Raw genomic sequence first — 19,394 nt, 5'->3', positions numbered from 1 at the left:
ACATTTTATATAGACAAAAAATTACGCCCCGTACGTTACCGCCGAGAAAGCACACGCATCCGGTCACGCCGCCGCTTTGCGGCGCCGCGCGAATTTCCACAAGCCCGGCAGCTGGACCAGCAGCAGCAGGGCGAAGGCGGTCTGGTAGGCGACGGCCGGCGGCCGGCCCGACAACTCCGGCTTCCACAGTCCGACCACCAGGCCAAAGCCGGCCTGCACCAGGAAGGCGCCGATGAAGATCAGCAGATTGAGGAAGGTCGCCGCGCGCCCGGTCAGTTCCTTCGGCATCGACTGCGCAACGATCGCGTATTCGATGCCGGTAATAGTGCCCACCAGCGTGAACAGCACCGAGAGCAGCTGGAAGCTCGGCTGGTAGCCGATCACGAAGCCCGCCTGCACCAGCACGAACACCGTCACGCCGGCCGCGGCGACGTCCAGCGGCGGCATGCCGCGCCGCCCAGCCCATTCCGTGACCATGCCCACCGCGATCGCGCCGAAGATGACGGCGGCCATGCTCAGGTACAGCAGGTAGGCCACCGCCGGCTCCGGAAAGCGCGCCACGTCCGACAGCCAGCGCCCGATCCACAGGCCCTGCACGCCGAAGAACACCGCATGCGGCGCCAGCACCAGCGAGATCACGCTGCGGAAGCTGGGCGTGCGCCACACTTCGCGCAGCGCCTGCAGCAGCGGTCCGCGCCTGGTCCCCGGGCTCTCGACGCGCGGATACAGCAGCGCGATCAGGAGGCCGGTGCAGGCCACCAGAGCGCCGAAGAGCAGGAACAGGCCGCGCCAGTCGGTGTACTCGAGCGCCGCCCGCACCGGCGTGGTGGCGGTGGCCGCGCCCAGGCCGCCGACCGCGATCAGGTAGCCGTGCACGGACGGCAGCCGGCTGGGCGCGATCCAGGTCGATACCGCCTTCACCGCGGCCATGAAGCAGCCACCCAGGCCGCAGCCCATCACGGCGCGCGCCAGCAGCAGCTGGGTGAAGCTGGTGCCGCGCGCGAACAGCAGCGCCCCGCAGGCGGCCAGCAGCAGCATCGCCAGCTGCACCAGGCGCGGCCCGTGGCGGTCGAGCGCGATCCCCACCGGCAGCTGCACCAGCGCGAAGGCGAAGAAGAAGGCGCTGGTGAGCAGTCCGAGCTGGCCGGGCGTGAGCGCCAGTTCGCCGGCCAGGTGCGAGGCCAGCACCGCATTCACGTTGCGCAGCAGCGAGGACAGGTAGTGGCCGAGTGCGAAGGGCAGGAACACGTAGAGGAAGACCGCCACGCCGGTCAGGCGTGGCGGGGCGGGCGCCGCCAGCGCAGGCTGCATCAGGCGGCGTCCGGATGCTGTTCGGAGCCGCGCTGGCCATGCGGCACCAGCGGGATCACGCGTCCGCCGGGGCCGCGCAGCGGGCCGCCGCTTTCCGTCTCGAAGAAGAAGCGGTCGCGCCCGAAGGCTGGTTTCAGGTGGTCGAGCCAGGTGGCCTCGGGATCGTAGCGCGCGAAGAAGGGCCGGCGCACCCAGTCCGGATTGCGGGCCTGCAGGAACTGCAGCGCGAACAGCTTTTCGCCGTTGATGGTGACCACGCCGTCGATGACCACCTTGCCCGGGAAGGCGCTCATCGACGGGCCGCGCACGGTGCGCGACAGGCCGGAGACCATCGAATAGGCTTCCTGGAAGATCTCGTGCGCCCGCGCCAGCGGCAGCGCGAAGTAGTCGCGCGGACCGGTGTCGCGCTCGACGAACATGTAATAAGGGATCGCGCCCAGGCGCACGCCGGTGGTCCACAGCTCGGCCCAGCTCTTCGGGTCTTCGTTGATGTGGCGGATCAGGGGACCCTGCATGCGCAGGGTGGCGCCGGTGCCGACGATGCGCTTGACCGCCTGCTGCGCGATCGGGTGGCGCAGCTCCACCGCGTGGTTGTAGTGGCCCATGATGGCCAGGTTCTTGCCGGCCCGGACCACCTTCTCGAACAGGCGCATCAGGTCGTCGCTGTCCTTGTCGGACACGTAGCGCTGCGGCCAGTAGGCCACCGACTTGGTGCCGATGCGGATGTTCTGGATGTGCGCCAGTTCCGGCGCCAGCAGCGGTTCCAGGAATTCCGCCAGCGAGCGGGTGTTCATGATCATCGGATCGCCGCCGGTGAGCAGCACGTCGGTCACGTCCAGGTGGTTCTTGAGGTAGGCCACCAGCTCGGTGCATTCGCGCGCGTCGAACTTCATGTCGTCCATGCCCACGAACTGCGGCCAGCGGAAGCAGAAAGTGCAGTAGGCGTGGCAGGTCTGGCCGGCGCTGGGGAAGAACAGCACCGTCTCCTTGTACAGGTGTAGTTAGAAAGCGTCCATTCTTTGTTGCGCTGTTGTTGATTGTGCGCAAGACGTCCGACATACTTGGTAGTAACGTTAGAGAATGACAACGCTATCTCCACTAGATGTGTTTAAGAATGCTAGCTTGCTGGCTGCAGCAGTGCAGCTTCGGCACACGCATGGACTTCTATACTCCATGCGGTTTCTTGAAGATTACGGTTTTACCAACGTGGTGATTTGGGAAGTTTTAGGTTTGCTTCCTTCCAGTGCATCTATTTAAACGTTTTACTTCAACTTAGATGAGTTCATGGCTGTTCTGTCCAATCGTTTTACTTGACCAGATCGTTCAGGCCAAACATTGCCGCCAAAGATGAGAATGCATACTTTTCGTATCTTGGGAGCGTACGTTCAGAGGGCCAGATATAGAGATGGGTTGGAAAGTCGACCACGGGAATGAGGTAAATCTGTGCAACACACTCGTTGTTGCAGTCAGCACGTACCCAGATGACGAAATCGACCGGCGGGTCATGAGCCAAAGTTACCTTCCAGCATGGATGGCTCCGCTCAAGTCGACACCTCGTGCAGAGCAGACGGACGGTCACTCCATTCAAACGATAGGTTCGCAAACTGAGCTTCTCAACCCTGGCTCTTGCTGTGGCAACACATCGTTCTAAATCGATGGTCATGTCACGCGTAATGCAGCGCATGCGGTATCTGATGATCATGCTGCGGGACATAGATGGCCAGCTAACTCCGGCCAGGCCTAGGGCAGAGGTAATTCCATTGAAGCGAAGTGCATAAGACTTTACCGCTGGACCACCGCTGGAATTGATTAAGTCAAGAGTGACTCTGCCGTGTTCGACAAAAATACTCCTAAGTGCATCGAGCATTTCGTCGTTGCTCCACTGCTTGCGTCGACGGACACGTTCGGCTCGCGCTTCCTCAAGCTTGTCCCGCGAAACGATGGCATCGAAAGCATCTTCCACTTTGACCCATGTGTCTGGTGAGTTCGGCCTGCGTGAACTCTTCAGCCGCTGGGTACTGCGGTTAAAGACTAGCGTGCCCGCGTACTTGTCGTTGGTAAGGATTTGCTTGATATGGTAAGCCGACCAGAGCCGACCAGATTCGTTCTTAATCCCCTCATCGTTCAAGCGCCGAGCGATCCCAGTGTCAGATAGCCGTTCAATGAGGTACATGTCGTAGATACGGTGAATTACAGCAATTTCACTCCGTAAACCTAAAGCATACGTCACTCGATCAGTTGGCATATTCTTTCGTTCGCCGACCTGAAGTATGCTTTTGACTGTCCCTCCGGCAGAGACAGCAATACGTCGCAATCCATATCCAGCTACTCCGCCTTGCTTATAGCCAGCCTCGGTAAGTCGACACTGAGCCCGGAACACCTTCGTTGATAACTCGCGGCTGTATTCGGCGGCCATCGCCCTCTTGAGTCCCTTAAGTAACGTCGCGAGAGGAGATCCATCGTTAGTGAATGGCTCTGCGCAGTATGCGACAGCAATGCCAGCACGCCTACAGGCAAACTCGTAATAGGCACTCTCATCAACATCTTGGAACCGCCCCCATCGACTTATGTCATAGACCAGCACCACACTAAAGTCGAATTGGCCGGACTGAATGTCTCTTAGAAGCTGCAGGAGTCCGGTGCGGCCATCTAGGGTTAGCCCGCTCCGGCCTTGGTCGCAGTATCTTCTAACCACTGTAAGACCATGTAGGGAAGCATAGTCATGCAATACTGCTTCTTGGTGGTTTGTGGAATAATTCTGATGTTCGGTGGACGCACGAACATACAAAGCGGCACGGTTGGCCTGAGGCGCTAGCACTTCGCCACCTCATGGGTAGCCCCGATGTCCATGAACATATCCGCTAAGCAGCTAAACCTCTTTGCAGCGTACTGATCCAGATTCGTCGCCTTAAGATATATCGATCCGGCTGATCGGTCTGCAGCTGGCATTAGGAAGTAATCAAGGACTTCAAGGCTCACTGGGCTCATTCTCGCGAAAATTGTGAAGTCAGCCCCTGGGGTTATGTGCATTCGCCAGTTTCGTAATCCACGACTAGGGTTGCGTGAAACCGCCATTTCGAGCCGGAGCAGAAGATGATCGTTCAGCAGCAGAGTAAATGGTGTCGTGGTGCGCTCACAGGTCGCTCCAGCAGAGCGCGCTAATTTCTCCACTTCCATAATTAGTGCTGTTCGTTCAGCTAGGAGCTTACGCTTTGTTTCGACAAAGATATGCTTGTGTGAACGTGGTAGGCCAGCAGCTTCGTATGCCCGAATAAGCGAGCCGAAAGTCCTTACAAACAATTGTGGATCAGGCATTGAGGTATCGGCAGCGATGATCTTTGCGTTAACTCGACCGTGATTCTGATAACACTGTCGTAGCTGCTCGATCAGTTCACTTGGGGGGTACTTCTGTCGGCGGCGAGCCCGTTCAATCTGAACTTCATCAAATACTTTACGCACGACAATTGGTTCAACAGCGGTCGGATTTACGATCCATTCATCGGGCGAATTACGGATACGGGGTGTGGAAAGTCGGCAGGAGCGCCGGTTGTAAACCAAGGCACCGCAATACTTCACGTTTGTTAGAAGCGAATTGATCATGGCCTTTGTCCACGGGCGGCCGAACTCGGTAGGTACATTTTCGCTATTGAGTAATCGTGCAAGCCCAGCTTCACTCGCGCCGGTATTCAAATACAGGGAATAGACTCGCCTAACCGTCGCGACCTCGTGATCTGGTCCCCAAACGAGAACAATCCGGTCGGTGGCACAAACCTTGGATTCGCCGTATTCAAGGATTGCACGTGGTGTTCCGCAAGCCTTCAATGCTAATCGCCGCAGTCCAAAACCTGCGTGCCCACCTTGTTTGAAGCCTTTTACGATAAATCGTGATTGCGCAGCAAATACCTTTTCCGATAGTTCACGGCTGTATTCGGCAGCCATCACCCGCTTCATACTCTTCAGTAGGGATGCATAAGGCCCTACACCTTCGCCGAATTGTTCGCCGCAGTACACAACCTTGATGCCAGCTCGACGGCAGGTATGCTCGTGGTATGCAGCCTCATCTATATCCTGAAAGCGGCCCCAGCGACTAACATCGTAAACGATGATATGAGTAAAGTCTGGTTGTGGCACTTGCACGTCCCGCATTAGTGCCCGAAGACCAGCCCGACGTTTGATATCCAGCCCGCTTTTTCCATCGTCAACGTATTCGCGAATAATGTGTATGGTGTGGGCTGCTGCATACGCACGAATTTTTGCCCGCTGATGGTCTGTAGAGTAGTCCTGACTCTCCTTCGATGCACGCACGTAGATTACAGCAACGGGTTTACCAGAAGAGACCATTGAACGCCTCCAACAAGGGACTGATGTGCTAACGGAGCGAGGTCTAAGACTAGCCGATGCTTCTGCACGGTGCCGCACTGGTGAACCTCACATCGCGTACATCGGAGCTCCTGTTAGCTACTGGTGGGAAATAATGGAAACAAATGATGAGTTTGCTAAACAAACTGTCGTGTTGAACCGTGCTATCGCGCCAGTCTTAAGCTAGACGAATCCTGGCAGTTTATATGGTTTGATGTAATAAAAATTTGCACAACCTATTGACAAATGTTGATTTGTATGGGTGGGTATTGACTTTTGGGCGATCTTGATGTACAATCCTTTCATGAATTAACGAAGCAGCAGTATCTTCGTACCCTGTTGAACCTCCACTTTGGAGGTTTTTTTTCGTCCGTATATAGGAGAGCGCATGAACGTTCACGACAAGCTATACCCGTCCTTTGGTGGACGGACTCGACCGGAGGCGTACTACGCCTTCATTTCATCAGCCATCGCCGCATTGCGACCAGCTACACCCCTGCGAGAAATCGCTGAAATCCTGAATCGTGATGGGCTAAAAACTCCTCGCAATTTGGATTGGACTAAAACTCGCGTTGTCGCGTTCCTTCGTGACAACCGCATCAGCTAACAAAGAAGGAAGTGAAATGACAAAACTAACTAAAGCAACAGCGTCGACTGAGGGTGTAGTTTCGTTTGCCGCACCAATCGCAGCAGGCGAAGTGGCAACATCCCCTGCAGACAAGCCAGCAGCCGTCGAGTTGGTCGGACCTATTCACAGCGTGCTGGCTCAAGCAAGCGCATTGTGCCGCATCGGGTTCACGATCAGCATCGACCATATGCCAACGATGTATGCGACCACGGGGACTGCGATTATCGTCCTTGTCCCTGGCGATCCCGAGCCAGCGTCGGTTCGTGCAGCGAACCAAGCAATGACTGACGCTCTTGAGCGCGAACGACATTTTGCACTGGATGCTGAGAAACGAGCAGCAGCGGCTGAGGAGGCGCGGGCAGAACAGGCTGCGAAAGATGCCGCCAAAGCTGTCATTGAAGCGCAGATCGTCGCACAGCAGGAAAACCTTCGCCAGCTTGAAGCTACGCTCGCCGCAGCGTAATCCTCCTTGCCACCACAAGGTGCGCATCCCGGTCTGCTGTTTGCGACCGAGCTAAGTAATCACAATCCAACCGCCTGACTGTGGTCGTCTACCCGACAGCTACAACTTCGTCTGTTAGCGTTGAAGAAATTAATGAAAGAGAAATTATGAATGCATCAGCCTTTGACGCCGCTCGTGCGTCTTCCAAAAAGTTGGGCGGCAACTATGCCTAATACAGTACCGTTCACACGTCGCCAGCAGGTCACTACGCAGGCGGGCGTATCACTGCAACGACAGTCAGTCTACCTTCCAGTCGAGACTTGGTACGCCCTGCAAAGCCTTTGTGTTGCCCAGCAGCGCAGCGGTTCGCAAGTAATTGAAATTCTGATTAACAACGCCGCACGAGGCACGCGCATGGACGCTAACGATGACCAAGCTTACCGACCAAAGTAAGGAAATACGTGCAGCTTTCATAGCGCATCTTGCTCAAAAATACGTTGTGGATGAATCTGGAAACTATCCGCGTGCCATCTCCGCTTCAGGCCGTACGCAGAACCTTTCGTCGCTAACATTCGAGTTCGGCCCGTGGAGCAAGGGACAGGCATCTCGCCGCGTCCCTGAAGCGGACTTTAGTGCGTTCACGGGCAGCCTAGAAACCGCCATTCGTGGCGGACTGACACGCGTGTGTGGTATTTCGTTCAAACCCATTGTTAGCCGTTCGTTCGCGGACTCCAAGGGGGACATACTGCTAAACACCTATCTACCGTATGCGCCAGAGCGCCCAGCGAACTATGCCGAATGCAAATTGATCTTGGACGCCTATGCCGCAAGGCTGTTTCACCAAAATTCCGAAGATGGCAAACATGTCCTGCAGTTCTGCGGAGATGTGATCCAAAACCCGGCTCGGCGTCCCCAGTGGGGGATGATCATTCGTGGTTACTCAGGGACAGGGAAGAGCAGCTTGATAAACCTACTGCGAGTTGCGCAAGGTGGGCGGTATGTTTGGAGCGAAGCTGACTACACGCCAGCGTTTAAACAGTTCTCCGAAGTTCTACCGAATAACATGGTTGTGGTTTTCGACGATGCTACAGCAGGGAAGCACACGGCTGAAGACCTGAAGCTGGCTATCACACGCGACACAGCGAACGTTGAGATCAAAGGCGTACAAGCAGTGATCGAGCGCGAGGTGTATAGCCGGGTCTTCATCATCAACAACCGCCACCGTCCGCTCGTATTGCCTGCTGATGATCGAAGGTTTTATGTAACGGAGTACCTTGATCATCTACACGATCTCGCCGAATCGGAAGCATACTACGAAGGATTCACCGCGTTCTGGAAGAATCCGGAAAACGCTGCTGCAATCCACTGGTGGTTTCGCGACATCGACCTCGACGGGTTCAAGCCGAATTCGTGTGTCAAGACCGAAGCACGTAAACAGTTAATTGCGATGTCCACGTCCAATGCCGACTTGCTAATTGCTGAGTTCGTTGGCGGCAATGAAGTTAGCCACATCGACGCACACGGCGAGACCCAAGCGGAAACGCTACCGATTCGGGCAGCCTTTCATATCAACCAGTTAACTGCATTTTTGCGCGCGAATGGGATCGCAGATATGCAGACGGACATGATCCGGCGCAAGTTGACCGAAGCAGGCTACGAGGAGAAGCGTCGCGTTGTCCTGGGCTGCAATGCAGGAAAACAGATCGACCTTTGGCAGAAGATCGTTCCGGGGCAGCGTCGAGCGCCATCGTTAACGCCCGTAGAGCAAGCGGCCATTGCGGCGGCTTACATCGATACCTACTGACTGATGCGCGTTAGTGCAAGCTAGTGTAGCGCTGGTGCAGGAGGTGAGTAGCGCGGGATCCAGTATTAATGCGGGTTATAGCGGAGTGCCGACTCCTAATGCACTAATGCAGCTAACGAAAAAAACACTATAAAACCATTGCGCAACCGCTTGCGGCATGCCAATTCAAAAGAAAGGAAAAACATGAAATTTGCTTCAAAGGCGGAACGCCTTGCTGCCCCAGTAATCGCTTCACTTGGCGGACGCCCGTGTGTGAGCTTCGCACCATATATGTCTCCCATCTACCAAGATGCCAGCGGCGAACAACTTGAAGGCAAGCCGGATTTCGTTATCCCGTGTGCTCATGGACCGGTGTTTATCGAGCTGAAAGACGGATCTTTGAACAACCACTACACCTGTGAAAGCAGCCGCGAAGCATTGGCGGCCGAGTACATGCGCATACTTCGCTCCCCAACTAACGGTATGAGCCATACGGACCTGTCGACGGCTCTTCATGGCTCAGGTCGTGCAGGCTACCTGGCGACGCTTGCTGAGGGGTTTAATCACTCGCTATGGAAGCTGCTTGCACTGCAGGCTCAACACGGTTGGCGGCATTACATAGTCTGTTTTATCGACAATCCGAAGCCAGATGATGCCGAACGCTACGCAAACTCAGGGCTGATCTGGTGCACGCTGAAGATGCTTCCACAAATGCTTATACGAATCGAGCTGGAAGCAGAAGGTGTGTCAATCCCGTTCGTTCACCAAGCTACGAAGTTCGGGTGTACCGTGGAGTTTGACGATGGGACAGCAGGCGCAGCCGAGTTACGCAGTCATTTCCTTGAGACGGTAACTGCTGACCGAGTCGCCGCCGCTGAGGCTCGTGCTAAGGCTGCTGCCGACTTCGCAGCAGGCATCATGCCGTACTAGTGTAGCTCGTGAGCAGACCTAAACTCCTAAAATCCGTAATACTTCTGAATAGCGGTCGCCAGCAAGCTACCTGCTGTACCGATGGACACGTTCCATGAACCGTCGATAGCCTTACCCAACATTCGCTTCATCCAGCCTTCAGCAGCAGGTCCGTACTGCCCCGGTCCAGTCGGGACTGGGTCTTCGCTCAACGCCACATCCAGCGCAACGATGTCCGCCTCTGCAACCTTATTTCGACGAAGTTCGTCTGCCAGTGCCGCCTTATCGTTCTTAAGGCTCGTGTTCGTGACCTGTTGGTTGTTGTGATTGCCGAGCAGGATGGTTGTGTTATCGCCGAACACTGCCTTACCGAACATGCCTGGCACGTCCAGACTAATTGTCATTTTCTTGATGTCCTCTTCTTGTACTGACATCCCAACCTCGCTCTGTAATTCCAAAATAAAGTCAAGAAGGCGAGACCGTACTTCGATCAAAATCTGCTGTATTTGGCCGATCCCGATGTATGAATATGAACCTTCAACGTAGTATCCACCCGCATATGGCTCGCTTAATAGCTTGTCCACCTGGGGGCCAAACTGCTTCGTCATTGCACTTTCAGCCGTAGACTCGCTTACGTTCTTCTCCAACACACCGATAGCTTGTGCAATCTGTGCAACCTCAAACACGTCGCCAAATTGTTTGCGAAGGTGCCTAGCCGAAAGTATGCGTCGCGGGTAGATATGGTAGCCATTGGTTATGGTTCCGTAGACTTGAAAGTGCACCTTTCGGTAAGGTGGAAGCTCCGCATCGTCAGGGTATCCCGACAGCTCGCTTGTCACCCATCCAACTAGTTCACGATGGCCTATCTGGTGTAGTAACACCTTTGTCTTCAACAATGCCTCGTTCAATGAACCTGCTTCGTTCATCAGCAGTCCAACGATATCGTTCAATAGTTTCATTCTGGCTCTAGAACTAGCAGGAGCACCAGTATATGCCTGTGCGCTACAACAAACCAGTCCGCCCACGCATCAATTATGTGCAAGGAACTATGTTGTAATCTCTGCAACGATGGTATAAGATTGCCTAACGAACATTACGCAGTTTTATACCGTTTAGGGTGCCGATGAAGATCGTAAGTTATTGCAGGGTGAGTACGGAGCGGCAAGGTGAGAGCGGCCTTGGGCTAGAAGCGCAACGCGACCGTATACAAGGCTACGCAGCATCCCGCAATGCTCGTATCCTAAAGGAGTTTGTGGAAGTCGAGTCAGGGAAAAGCGATAACAACCGGCCCAAACTGATAGCAGCCCTACACCTAGCAAAGGTAACAGGCTCAATATTGGTCATTGCGAAGATGGATCGCCTGTCGCGTAACGCTGCTTTTTTGCTAACCCTTCGTGACTCTGGAGTAAAGTTCGTCGCAGCCGACAACCCCGACGCCAACGACTTGACCGTCAACATCCTGGCTGTGATCGCCCAGCAGGAGCGGGAAGCTATTTCGGCTCGTACCAAAGAAGCTTTGGCAGTCGCGAAGAAGCGAGGTACGAAGTTGGGGAACCCGAACGGTGCTGCAGCGCTGAAACGTGCTGCAAAGGGTAACGTAGCAGGCGTACAGGCAATCAAAAAGAAAGCAAATTCCCATGCGGCTGACCTCAAGCCAGTGATTGAGCATCTTACAAGCCGAGGCATTAAGTCGTTGGGGGCTATCGCTAAACTCCTGAATGATGATGGGTTTAAGACCCCACGCGGCGGTGCTTGGCACAAGACCTCCGTTGCCAACCTATTGACCCGAATCGGCAGCATATAGGATACAAAGAAGCGACAAAATGCTCTACAACAGTTTCCTAGGTGCCGTACTATCACCCACCACTGAGCGCCAGCCACGTCTCCACGGCTTTCTCAGTCGTGTTATCGATTGATATTTAAAAAATAGCAACTACGGATTTATTCTCGGAATCTGTGTGTCAAATCAACAACTCGCTCCCCGGTCTTTTCCGAATTTGCCTGCTTTCTGAAATCTAAAACCGAGAATACCCAATGCGCTCGCGTTGTCAAATTATTTTAGATTTTTGGCTGTAGGTAATTTGGAGAGGCAAGATCCCTAATTGATGCTTCAAAGCCGTAGGGGCGGTTGTCTACGTTATCCGAGCGCCTAAGTTGATATAAGCGAATACACGTCACTACTTGTCATCAAATCTCCGGCCATACTTCCAGATATATTCTTTACGCCGATCTCTAGCAGTACCGTACTTTGTGCGAGCGTGGCAACACCTTCCGCTATAACGGCGAGCTCTAAACTTTTAGCAAGAGCAGCAATTGCGCTAGCAATTTCCCGATCAGCTTTACTTATAGCTATGTCGCGAATAAAGCTTTTATCAATCCACAGTGAGCCAATCGGAAATTCTTTAAGCCAATTCAAAGATGAGTAACCGGTGCCGAACTCCTTTACGCCGAAGGTCAAACCAGTTGCTCTGAATTCTCGAAGCATTTCGATCATGTCTCTTGGGTTAGAAGTCAATTGCGTTTCCGATAACCCAATTTCCACTGAATTAGGAAAATTGCGACCGAGCTCGCTTAAAATTGTCAGTTGCTCTTTTAATACTTGGCCTGGCCCTGAAAGGTCTATGGAAACGCTTGGGACTGCCGAGGCCACGCTGAACCAAGCCTCCAAATCTTCATGAATAGTCGCAACAAGTTTCCGTAAAGAAGATGCTGAACTAGGTTTGACTATAACTCCGGAAAGCGCACCTTCAAGGTTCGATACGGGAGCATAATATAAAACTTGATTGCCTGTCACATATTCTTGTGATGATTCTGCTGCGTAGACAGTGTAAGGTTCGGCTGAATTTGGATAAAGCGTTTCGTTCTTCACGGCGACACGGTGAAGAAACTTCATAATCTCGTCAGCTTCGAGAGACGTTACAGGTGATTTCGTCGGTTGTTCGGCTGCAGGGGGTTCGTATGTTGGAATAGCCTCCAACGCCTTATCCAGCCTACTCCAAAGCATTTCGAACTGTTCAGAGAGGTGTGTTTGATCCAGACCTTGGTCGCCCATCGACGCATTGATCGCTTTTAACACTTGCAGCACGCCATCGCGATCAAGTTTATTTGCTTGGAACTGAGCAATCGGCCCGCTTAGATCATGCAGTTCCATAGAAAATGCCAGCGGGCAGACACGTGACGCTTTCATCGATTTGGATAACGCACCTGCTTCAAACATCAACCACGGCTTGTTTATATTCTCCGGCGTCACGCAAATAATGCCGAAGTCTGCTGCATCCAGTTCGTGTGCAATATCCGTCTGCCAACGGGCACCAGCCGGGATATCTATGTCTGACATCCATGGTCTTACAGCTTGAATAACTCGTGGCAACCACGTGCGCAGGGATTCTGCTATGTGCCTGCTACGATCACCTGACCAGCTTAAAAATACTTTCATCGCACAAGCTCAAAAAATGTTGTGGTAACGGAAGCTAGATTAATGTAAAGCCTGGTATATCTCGCAAGCGTCTCCTACTGCCGAGGCAAATTCGCCGCGAGTAATATAACCTTTAGTAAGGTCAGGGCGATTTTCAAGCCTCGAAACTAAATTTTCAATTGGGTCTAAGTTGAAATTAGGCTCCATTGCCTTTAGCTGCTCGATTGCGTCAACTAAGATGGTTAAGCTGGTTCGTTCCCGTGTTGGGCTAGCTGAACGCGCCCTTACCTTCTGTGACCTGCGGATTTCGGAAACAGCTTGCTGCAATTCAGTGAGCATATCGATCATTACGATTTCGCCAGTTGCCTCCTTCTCATTAAGGTGCGCTACCTTGAACGTGCCGAAATTTTTCAAAAAGGTAGAATGCTCAGGATTGGCCGATGCCACCTTGTGAGTGGCAATGACTTTCTCTGCAAGTAGTTTTTTGAAGTTGTTTATCTTGGCGAAACGTAAATCGCGTGGATATGAAAGGTGCTCGATTACGCTTGTATCAAAGCTGTAGTCGGTCTTATCGTCTTTTATTATGATGGTTGGTTTATCAAAAGCAAGGCGCATCCCAAGTTCAAACATGACATTGGAATTTTTTGCGCTAACATCGCAGATAACAATATCCGAAGAATATACGCCTTGCACTATTCTTTTATGAATTACGCCTACATCATCTGCCTCACTCACCAACCTAGCTACAAATCTGGGCGCAGCAATACTATCTACCGCCTCCTGAATAATTGACTTTACATCGCTCCAGTGCTCAGCGCTTAGTCCGTCAATTGAGGAGATGGGCATGATAATGCCGCAAGTTAGAGGTGAGGAGGTCGTGGATGAGTCTTCAGTTTTTGGCTGGCTAGACATGGTTACCTTCATGGGATCGAACGCTATGAACTTGCGTTAGTGGGGTGAAGCGTAGCAATCTATCACATTGGATGACACCACGACTATAAATTGGCATCACCTAAGAGTTGTGAAGCTGTCATACCAAGCGCACTTGCAATCCGCTTTAGAAGCAACACTGCAATTTCGTTTTCAGCCCTTTCGATTCGCCCAAGGTGGCTTCGATCCGCACCGGCCAGCAGCGCTAACTGTTCCTGGCTGAGTCCCTTAGCTTGCCTAGCTTTACGTATTGCTTCGCCAAGTGCGATCAGTGCAGGGTCATGTTTCGATGGTGATAAGTTTGGCATGCCACATGCTCACACCGCGTGGTAAACTTCTCGACGGTTCATGAACCGCAGACAACCCCTTAACTGAAAGTTGACAATGAAATCCGTTCTTTTAATTCTTACGCTCTTGGTTGCTTCCGCGCCTGCACTTGCTGGTAAACCGAAAACTACTGCTCCCTGCGGTGCCGATGTGTGCCTAAAATTGCATCAACAAGCAAGTATTGCGCTTGCGCAAGCACGGATCGATGTGATCCTCCTAAGAGAGGAGGAGTATCGAAAAAACATCCCGGACGCGGGACAAGCGGTAGTGGAGAAAGTGAAAGCGGCCCGGCAGGGGCTCGCACCGCTGTATTCCGCAGCCGTCGCCTCAGCGACCGGCAGCCCAGCGGTCACGACAGCACTAAAAAACTATATGAAAGTATGGACGGCCGCGATCAATGCTTATCCAATGCAAACCGTCAAGTCAACACCCGAGCGCGAAGCTGAGCATCGCGGCTATGAAGCTCGGTTGAACGACGCTTGGGCAGATGTACAAGTCGAAGCTGGCATTTAAGTCCTTACGACAGAATTAAAGAAGGCGCATCGTAGCGCCTTCTATTTTCGGTCACTCGTTCAAGTTACCGTCTTAACCAATGTCGCGTTGACTTGTGTTTCGCCTCGTACCTCTGCCGTTCGGTGTAGTCAAATCGCCTCGATAAACAAACCCACCTCCCGACTTCGCTAGCAATGTCTTTACGCCCTTAGCGATAGAATTAGCCGCATCTAAGTCTGGGATCTCACCCGGTTTACCTTCCAGCCCTAGACACCCAACCCTATTCTTATCGACGGCAAACATAGCTCTAGCTTCATCCCGCTGAAGCACCAAGTAACCGTCCGCTATGTACACACGAACTCCCAGACGATGAAGGAATGCGTTAGCCCGTCTACGTGTATCTACGTCGGCCATGTCGATCTTAGTTCGGGTCTCTGCCAGGGTTAGCTTGTCACTGCTTCCGGCCAACTCCATGGTCAGGCGTTCAACTTCCGACTTCATAGCCTTCACCTGTGCGTTACCTTTGACAACAAGGTCATGGTAAGCCTCTACTTCTGGATGGTCTTCTACCTTCCTTACCCAAACTGCATGCTTTTTCTGTTCGGCTTGTAACCGTCCTTCTGCCGCAGTTAGTTCCTGCGAAATACGCTTCGGGTCAGGCAGTACGAAGTGAAGCGCATGTAGCTCTCGGAGCATAAGCAAAAACACATCTTCACTTTCATCAAGTCGAACATTCTTTGCACCTTCACACTGTCCATAGCGTCGGTTAGCACAGGTCAGGTATCGGAACTTTGTACGTTGGATAATATGCATGCGACTACCGCAAACGCCACAATAAACAAGCTTCTGCCATATGTTGAACTCAGCAGATTGCTTCGTGATCTTTCCTGTACGTCGCTCGGTAATTTTCGCCTGGGCAGCATCGAACGTCGCTACATCGACCACTGGCGTGAAGTAGCCTTGTATTGGCTCGCCCCCGTCTTTCGGCGCAAGCTCACCGATTGCAGCCCGGTTCTGAAGAATACTGAGTACCGCAGTAGTGCCCCACCGCTTGCCCTTGTTAAAAGTTCTATATCCTTCAGCGTTCAGGGCCTGTGAAATTGCCGTGCTACCTAAGCCCTGAAGGCAAAGCTCGAAAATCCGGCCAACGGCGAACGCGTGCTCATTGACGTAGTACCGCCCATCGGGTCTAACTAGCGTCAACCAGTTAGACACCCGATTCCCAATGTGGTGCTTGTTCTCGCGTGCACGCGCAAAACGCTTCGCCCATTCCCTTTCACCAAGCTCGCTCTTACGTGCCGATTCCTTGTGGGCGTTATCCATATGCAGAATGGCCTTGAGCAAGTCAAGGGCGTCGCTGGTGTGGTCAAACCGCATTTCTGGACGAAGGGTAATGACGACTATCCCTAGCTTCACTAAATCTTGCAGTAGGCCCGACGCTTCCCACGCACTAAGTCGGGTAAGCCGGTCAAGGTTTTCTAGAAGCAGGTAACTACCCCGTTCAATTTCGCCAGTCTTCACACGTGCGATGAACATGGAAAGCGCTCCTGTTGCAAGGTTGTCACCATGGAAGCCTGACACCGCCTCATCTGCAAAAGCTTCCGCAAGCTCAACATTGTGTTCTTCACACCAGTTGCGAGCTAAGGTCTGCTGTCGGTCGATTGACCCGCCTTGGCGCTGCATTTCGCTGGAATAACGGGAATAGGAATAGGCTCTCATAGTGGACGCATTCTAACAGCACCTGTACTTGTGCTGCAGGCCCTTGAGCGGCGCATCGTTCACGCGCGGCACGTTGTGCGTCATCTGCCCTGCCGGGTGCGGATTCATGCGCATGCGGATGCGATGCACCATCTGGGCGGTGGCGGCGTCGTCCTTCTTGACCAGCACCAGGTCGCGCAGCTGCTCGTACTCGTCGGCGGGCAGCATGTCGCGGTGCGGGAAAGTCAGGCGGTAGATCGGATCGTCCGGCACCTTGTCCCAGTCGATCAGCTCTTCCAGCACATAGGCGTTGGTCCGGAACGGCAGCACGTGCGATACCACTTGCACCGCTTCCTGCAGCTCGGGAGTGAGCCACTCCCACTGGCGCGCGGCGACGATGCTCTGGCGCGTATAGGGCTTGAACTTGGCGGGCGTCGATTCTAGCGTGGTCACGGGAATTCTCCAGGAGAAAGGATGAAGAAGCGGGGCTACCGCGAAGAACCATGGTAGGACCGCTAAAGCAAAAGAAGTTGCCATCCATCAATCGGACTGTTCCTAACAATCGGCCTGGAACAAAGGGTGTGCAGGTAGGACAAAACTACCCTCGGTCCACACTGCGCAGGGACCGCGCGCGGTGTGCTTGAGTGAGCGCAATCCGTGGCCGATTCGGGTCGGTACATTTGTGAATGCACTTTAGAAATATTTCATGCGTACATCACGAAAGGAAGCCTCATGAAACTGATCGCCACCGCCGCGCTGACCCTGGGCCTGAGCTTGGGCTTCGCATCGACCGCCGCCCTTGCCAACGAACCGACCGAGAAGGACGCCATCGCGATGTGCGAACGTGGCGCGGCCCTCATCAAGAGCAAGGGCAAGGACGAGATGATGAAGCGCATCAACGCCAAGGATCCGGATTTCGTCCAGGGCGCCCTGTACATCGATATCCGCGACATCAAGACCGGCATCGTGCTGGCTCATCCCTACAACCCTTCGATCGTCGGCAAGGACCTGACCGACGTGCCGGATGCGAACGGCAAGAAGTACCGGCGCGAGATCATCGAGCTGGCTGCGGCCAAGGGCAAGGGCTGGGTCGATTACCAGTACAAGAATCCGACCTCGGGGAAGATCGAGCCGAAGACCACGTACATCCTGCGGGTGGACGATGTGGTGCTGGAGGCGGGGATTTATAAGAAGTGATTCCTGGTTGGCGGTGGGCTGTGCGAGCAAACTTGGGCCCCCGCCTGCGCGGGGGTGACGTGCGAGCGTTACGGGGTGAATGATGCTGAACAAACTGCGGATCGGGCAGAAGCTGCTGCTGGCCCCGGGGCTGGTGCTGGTGTTGCTGACCCTGTTGTCGGCGGCCGCCTGCTACGGCATGGTGCGCCAGAACGCCTCGCTCGAGCACATGGTGCAGGTGCGCGCGGCGCGGCTGCAGGCGGTGGCCGACGTGGCGGGCGATGCGCGCTTCGCGCACGCGAACATCTACCAGCTGCTGGCCTGGGTCAACGGCAGCTTCGCCAGGAACCGCCTCGACGCCCTCACCGCCGACATCCACCGCAAGCATGCCGGCATCAAGGACAAACTGGACAAGCTCGGCAAGCTGGCCGAAGCCGGCGAGCGCGCCCCGATCGAGGCTTCCCTGAGCGCGCTGGCCGCCTACCGCAAGGCAGTTCTGGAAACCATCGAGCTGGCCCAGGTGGACCAGTCGATCGCGACCAACTCGATGCAGAAGGCCGAAAAGCAGTTCGGCGCCCTGGACGCCGAACTGGGACGCCTGGCGGCCCTGGAAAAGAAGCTCAGCGAGGACGCCTACACCGCCGCCAAGGCGGAATTCCGCTCGCTCGGCCTGAGCATGGCCGGCCTGGTGCTGCTGTCCATCGGCCTGTCGCTGCTGGTGACAATGCAGGTGCGGCGCTCGATGCTGGGCGGGATCCGCACCATTGCGCGCGCGGTGGACGACCTGGCCGAGGGCCGCCTCGACGCCCCGCCCGGCGCCAGCACGGGCCGCGACGAGATCGCCGACACCTCGCGCGCCCTCGACCACAGCTTCGCCCGCCTGAACGTGGCGCTGCACAGCATCCACACGGCGGTGCGCTCGATCGATACCGCGTCCAAGGAGATCGCCAGCGGCAATCTCGACCTGTCCACCCGCACCGAGATGCAGGCCGGATCGCTGGAGCAGACCGCCAGCGCCATGGAAGCCCTGACCACGGCGGTGAAGGACAACGCCAACAACGCGCGCCTGGCGTCCGAGCTGGCGGCCGAAGCCTCGCAGCTGGCGGCCAGCGGCGGCCAGGCCGTCGAGCGCGCGGTGGCGACCATGGAATCGATCAAGGCCAGCTCGCGCAAGATCGTCGAGATCATCGGCGTCATCGACGGCATCTCCTTCCAGACCAACCTGCTGGCGCTGAACGCGGCGGTGGAAGCGGGGCGCGCCGGCGAACAGGGACGCGGCTTCGCGGTGGTGGCCGCCGAGGTGCGCACCCTGGCGCAGCGCTCGGCCGCTGCGGCCAAGGAAATCAAGGCCCTGATCGCGGACTCGGTCACCATCATCGAAGGCGGCAACGCCTCGGTCAGCGAAGCCGGCGCCAGCATGGGCGACATCGTGGCCTCGGTGAGGCAGGTGAACGACATCATCGGTCGCATCAGCGTGGCCAGCACCGAGCAGGCCGAAGGCATCGCCGACGTCAACCGCGCGGTCGGGCAGATGGACGGCATGACCCAGCAGAACGCAGCGCTGGTGGAGCAGGCCGCGGCGGCGGCCGAGAGCCTGCACGAACAGACCGTCAACCTGGCGAAGGCGGTATCGATCTTCAAGATCGCACGGAAGCAGGACGGCATCGCCGAAAACCCTGCCGCGCAGTCAGAGGCAGAGGACGAGGACACCGAGTTCCGGGGCGTGGGCGAGCGGCGTGCGCCAACCAGCCCGATGCGGCCTAATACCACGCGCGTCCTGCCTGCGGCCCGGCGATCATCGTAGGGGGGGGGGGGGGGGGGGGCCCCCCGCGGCCCCCCCCCCCCCCCCCCCCGCCCCCCGCGGGGGCGGCGAGGGTGAGGCCGGCCAGGCCTGCCTTGAGCAAGGCGGCCGCTCTGTGATGGA

16 protein-coding genes and 2 pseudogenes are annotated in these 19,394 nt (G+C 55.3%); 8 read left to right on the top strand and 10 right to left on the bottom strand.

Features of this window, described 5'->3' with window-relative positions; translation table 11 throughout:
- Positions 1–63: 63 nt before the first annotated feature.
- The 4 genes and pseudogenes from J8847_RS07530 to J8847_RS07515 all read right to left on the bottom strand — a co-directional run bounded on the left by J8847_RS07530 (position 64) and on the right by J8847_RS07515 (position 5,652).
- Positions 64–1,311 (bottom strand): MFS transporter, encoded by a 1,248-nt coding sequence (locus tag J8847_RS07530; RefSeq protein ID WP_211524070.1) that lies wholly within the window; start codon positions 1,309–1,311, stop codon positions 64–66.
- A pseudogene (locus J8847_RS07525) lies at positions 1,311–2,309 on the bottom strand (KamA family radical SAM protein); the annotation flags it as partial. The pseudogene J8847_RS07525 and the gene J8847_RS07530, both read right to left, overlap by 1 nt.
- Before the next feature lie 308 nt (positions 2,310–2,617).
- Complete coding sequence (locus J8847_RS07520) at positions 2,618–4,129, bottom strand: recombinase family protein (protein ID WP_211524069.1); 1,512 nt, start codon at positions 4,127–4,129, stop codon at positions 2,618–2,620.
- Positions 4,123–5,652: a recombinase family protein gene (locus J8847_RS07515; RefSeq protein WP_211524068.1), complete on the bottom strand. Its 1,530-nt coding sequence runs from the start codon at positions 5,650–5,652 to the stop codon at positions 4,123–4,125. The genes J8847_RS07520 and J8847_RS07515 overlap by 7 nt, the downstream gene beginning before the upstream one ends.
- A gap of 406 nt (positions 5,653–6,058) precedes the next feature.
- Between J8847_RS07515 and J8847_RS07510 the strand changes: the two genes are divergently transcribed.
- The 4 genes from J8847_RS07510 (at position 6,059) to J8847_RS07495 (ending at position 9,453) form a co-directional block, all read left to right on the top strand.
- Positions 6,059–6,277 carry a recombinase family protein gene (locus J8847_RS07510; protein ID WP_211524067.1) on the top strand — a complete coding sequence of 73 codons (219 nt, stop codon included), beginning with the start codon at positions 6,059–6,061 and terminating at the stop codon, positions 6,275–6,277.
- 16 nt (positions 6,278–6,293) lie between these two features.
- A complete protein-coding gene (locus tag J8847_RS07505) occupies positions 6,294–6,761 on the top strand; it encodes a hypothetical protein (protein ID WP_211524066.1) in 468 nt (155 codons plus the stop codon).
- 406 nt (positions 6,762–7,167) lie between these two features.
- A complete protein-coding gene (locus tag J8847_RS07500; RefSeq protein ID WP_211524065.1) occupies positions 7,168–8,544 on the top strand; it encodes a primase-helicase family protein in 1,377 nt (458 codons plus the stop codon).
- A 183-nt stretch (positions 8,545–8,727) separates the two neighbouring features.
- Positions 8,728–9,453: a hypothetical protein gene (locus tag J8847_RS07495; protein WP_211524064.1), complete on the top strand. Its 726-nt coding sequence runs from the start codon at positions 8,728–8,730 to the stop codon at positions 9,451–9,453.
- Between the two features lie 26 nt (positions 9,454–9,479).
- On the opposite strand, the gene J8847_RS07490 is transcribed toward J8847_RS07495, so the two are convergent.
- Positions 9,480–10,391: a hypothetical protein gene (locus J8847_RS07490; RefSeq protein ID WP_211524063.1), complete on the bottom strand. Its 912-nt coding sequence runs from the start codon at positions 10,389–10,391 to the stop codon at positions 9,480–9,482.
- 164 nt (positions 10,392–10,555) lie between these two features.
- On the opposite strand from J8847_RS07490, the gene J8847_RS07485 reads away from it, so the two are divergent.
- Positions 10,556–11,236: a recombinase family protein gene (locus tag J8847_RS07485; protein WP_211524062.1), complete on the top strand. Its 681-nt coding sequence runs from the start codon at positions 10,556–10,558 to the stop codon at positions 11,234–11,236.
- Between the two features lie 345 nt (positions 11,237–11,581).
- Here J8847_RS07485 and J8847_RS07480 read toward each other — a convergent pair whose 3' ends face one another.
- The 3 genes from J8847_RS07480 to J8847_RS07470 form a co-directional block, all read right to left on the bottom strand.
- Positions 11,582–12,868, bottom strand: a complete 1,287-nt coding sequence (locus J8847_RS07480; RefSeq protein WP_211524061.1) for an EAL domain-containing protein — start codon at positions 12,866–12,868, stop codon at positions 11,582–11,584.
- Between the two features lie 39 nt (positions 12,869–12,907).
- Complete coding sequence (locus J8847_RS07475; RefSeq protein ID WP_211524060.1) at positions 12,908–13,759, bottom strand: hypothetical protein; 852 nt, start codon at positions 13,757–13,759, stop codon at positions 12,908–12,910.
- 83 nt (positions 13,760–13,842) lie between these two features.
- Positions 13,843–14,085: a helix-turn-helix domain-containing protein gene (locus tag J8847_RS07470; RefSeq protein ID WP_211524059.1), complete on the bottom strand. Its 243-nt coding sequence runs from the start codon at positions 14,083–14,085 to the stop codon at positions 13,843–13,845.
- A gap of 76 nt (positions 14,086–14,161) precedes the next feature.
- On the opposite strand from J8847_RS07470, the gene J8847_RS07465 reads away from it, so the two are divergent.
- Positions 14,162–14,617, top strand: coding sequence for a hypothetical protein (locus J8847_RS07465; protein ID WP_211524058.1), 456 nt, complete (start codon positions 14,162–14,164; stop codon positions 14,615–14,617).
- A 72-nt stretch (positions 14,618–14,689) separates the two neighbouring features.
- Here J8847_RS07465 and J8847_RS07460 read toward each other — a convergent pair whose 3' ends face one another.
- Together J8847_RS07460 and J8847_RS07455 are read right to left on the bottom strand one after the other, a co-directional pair.
- Positions 14,690–16,315, bottom strand: coding sequence for a recombinase family protein (locus J8847_RS07460; protein ID WP_211524057.1), 1,626 nt, complete (start codon positions 16,313–16,315; stop codon positions 14,690–14,692).
- Between the two features lie 21 nt (positions 16,316–16,336).
- Positions 16,337–16,747 (bottom strand): annotated as a pseudogene (locus J8847_RS07455) (lysine 2,3-aminomutase); the annotation flags it as partial.
- Positions 16,748–17,026: 279 nt separating this feature from the next.
- Between J8847_RS07455 and J8847_RS07450 the strand changes: the two are divergent.
- Both J8847_RS07450 and J8847_RS07445 read left to right on the top strand, forming a co-directional pair.
- On the top strand, positions 17,027–17,491 hold the full coding sequence (locus tag J8847_RS07450) for a cache domain-containing protein (protein WP_211524056.1): 465 nt from the start codon (positions 17,027–17,029) through the stop codon (positions 17,489–17,491).
- 79 nt (positions 17,492–17,570) lie between these two features.
- The gene (locus J8847_RS07445) at positions 17,571–19,274 is read left to right on the top strand and encodes a methyl-accepting chemotaxis protein (RefSeq protein WP_373999852.1); all 1,704 of its coding nucleotides are present in this window, start codon (positions 17,571–17,573) and stop codon (positions 19,272–19,274) included.
- Positions 19,275–19,394: the final 120 nt, after the last annotated feature.

Source organism: Massilia sp. AB1 (assembly GCF_018119385.1).
In the GTDB taxonomy this organism is placed as follows: Bacteria; Pseudomonadota; Gammaproteobacteria; order Burkholderiales; family Burkholderiaceae_D; genus Telluria.
The sequence above is the reverse complement of the archived record's forward strand: the minus strand, read 5'-3'. Positions and strand labels throughout refer to the sequence as shown.

Coding starts and splice junctions, on each gene's coding strand:
- J8847_RS07530 (WP_211524070.1), bottom strand. CDS start 1,311: ATGCAGCCTGCGCTGGCGGCGCCCGCCCCGCCACGCCTGACCGGCGTG.
- J8847_RS07515 (WP_211524068.1), bottom strand. CDS start 5,652: ATGGTCTCTTCTGGTAAACCCGTTGCTGTAATCTACGTGCGTGCATCG.
- J8847_RS07510 (WP_211524067.1), top strand. CDS start 6,059: ATGAACGTTCACGACAAGCTATACCCGTCCTTTGGTGGACGGACTCGA.
- J8847_RS07505 (WP_211524066.1), top strand. CDS start 6,294: ATGACAAAACTAACTAAAGCAACAGCGTCGACTGAGGGTGTAGTTTCG.
- J8847_RS07500 (WP_211524065.1), top strand. CDS start 7,168: ATGACCAAGCTTACCGACCAAAGTAAGGAAATACGTGCAGCTTTCATA.
- J8847_RS07495 (WP_211524064.1), top strand. CDS start 8,728: ATGAAATTTGCTTCAAAGGCGGAACGCCTTGCTGCCCCAGTAATCGCT.
- J8847_RS07490 (WP_211524063.1), bottom strand. CDS start 10,391: ATGAAACTATTGAACGATATCGTTGGACTGCTGATGAACGAAGCAGGT.
- J8847_RS07485 (WP_211524062.1), top strand. CDS start 10,556: ATGAAGATCGTAAGTTATTGCAGGGTGAGTACGGAGCGGCAAGGTGAG.
- J8847_RS07480 (WP_211524061.1), bottom strand. CDS start 12,868: ATGAAAGTATTTTTAAGCTGGTCAGGTGATCGTAGCAGGCACATAGCA.
- J8847_RS07475 (WP_211524060.1), bottom strand. CDS start 13,759: ATGTCTAGCCAGCCAAAAACTGAAGACTCATCCACGACCTCCTCACCT.
- J8847_RS07470 (WP_211524059.1), bottom strand. CDS start 14,085: ATGCCAAACTTATCACCATCGAAACATGACCCTGCACTGATCGCACTT.
- J8847_RS07465 (WP_211524058.1), top strand. CDS start 14,162: ATGAAATCCGTTCTTTTAATTCTTACGCTCTTGGTTGCTTCCGCGCCT.
- J8847_RS07460 (WP_211524057.1), bottom strand. CDS start 16,315: ATGAGAGCCTATTCCTATTCCCGTTATTCCAGCGAAATGCAGCGCCAA.
- J8847_RS07450 (WP_211524056.1), top strand. CDS start 17,027: ATGAAACTGATCGCCACCGCCGCGCTGACCCTGGGCCTGAGCTTGGGC.
- J8847_RS07445 (WP_373999852.1), top strand. CDS start 17,571: ATGATGCTGAACAAACTGCGGATCGGGCAGAAGCTGCTGCTGGCCCCG.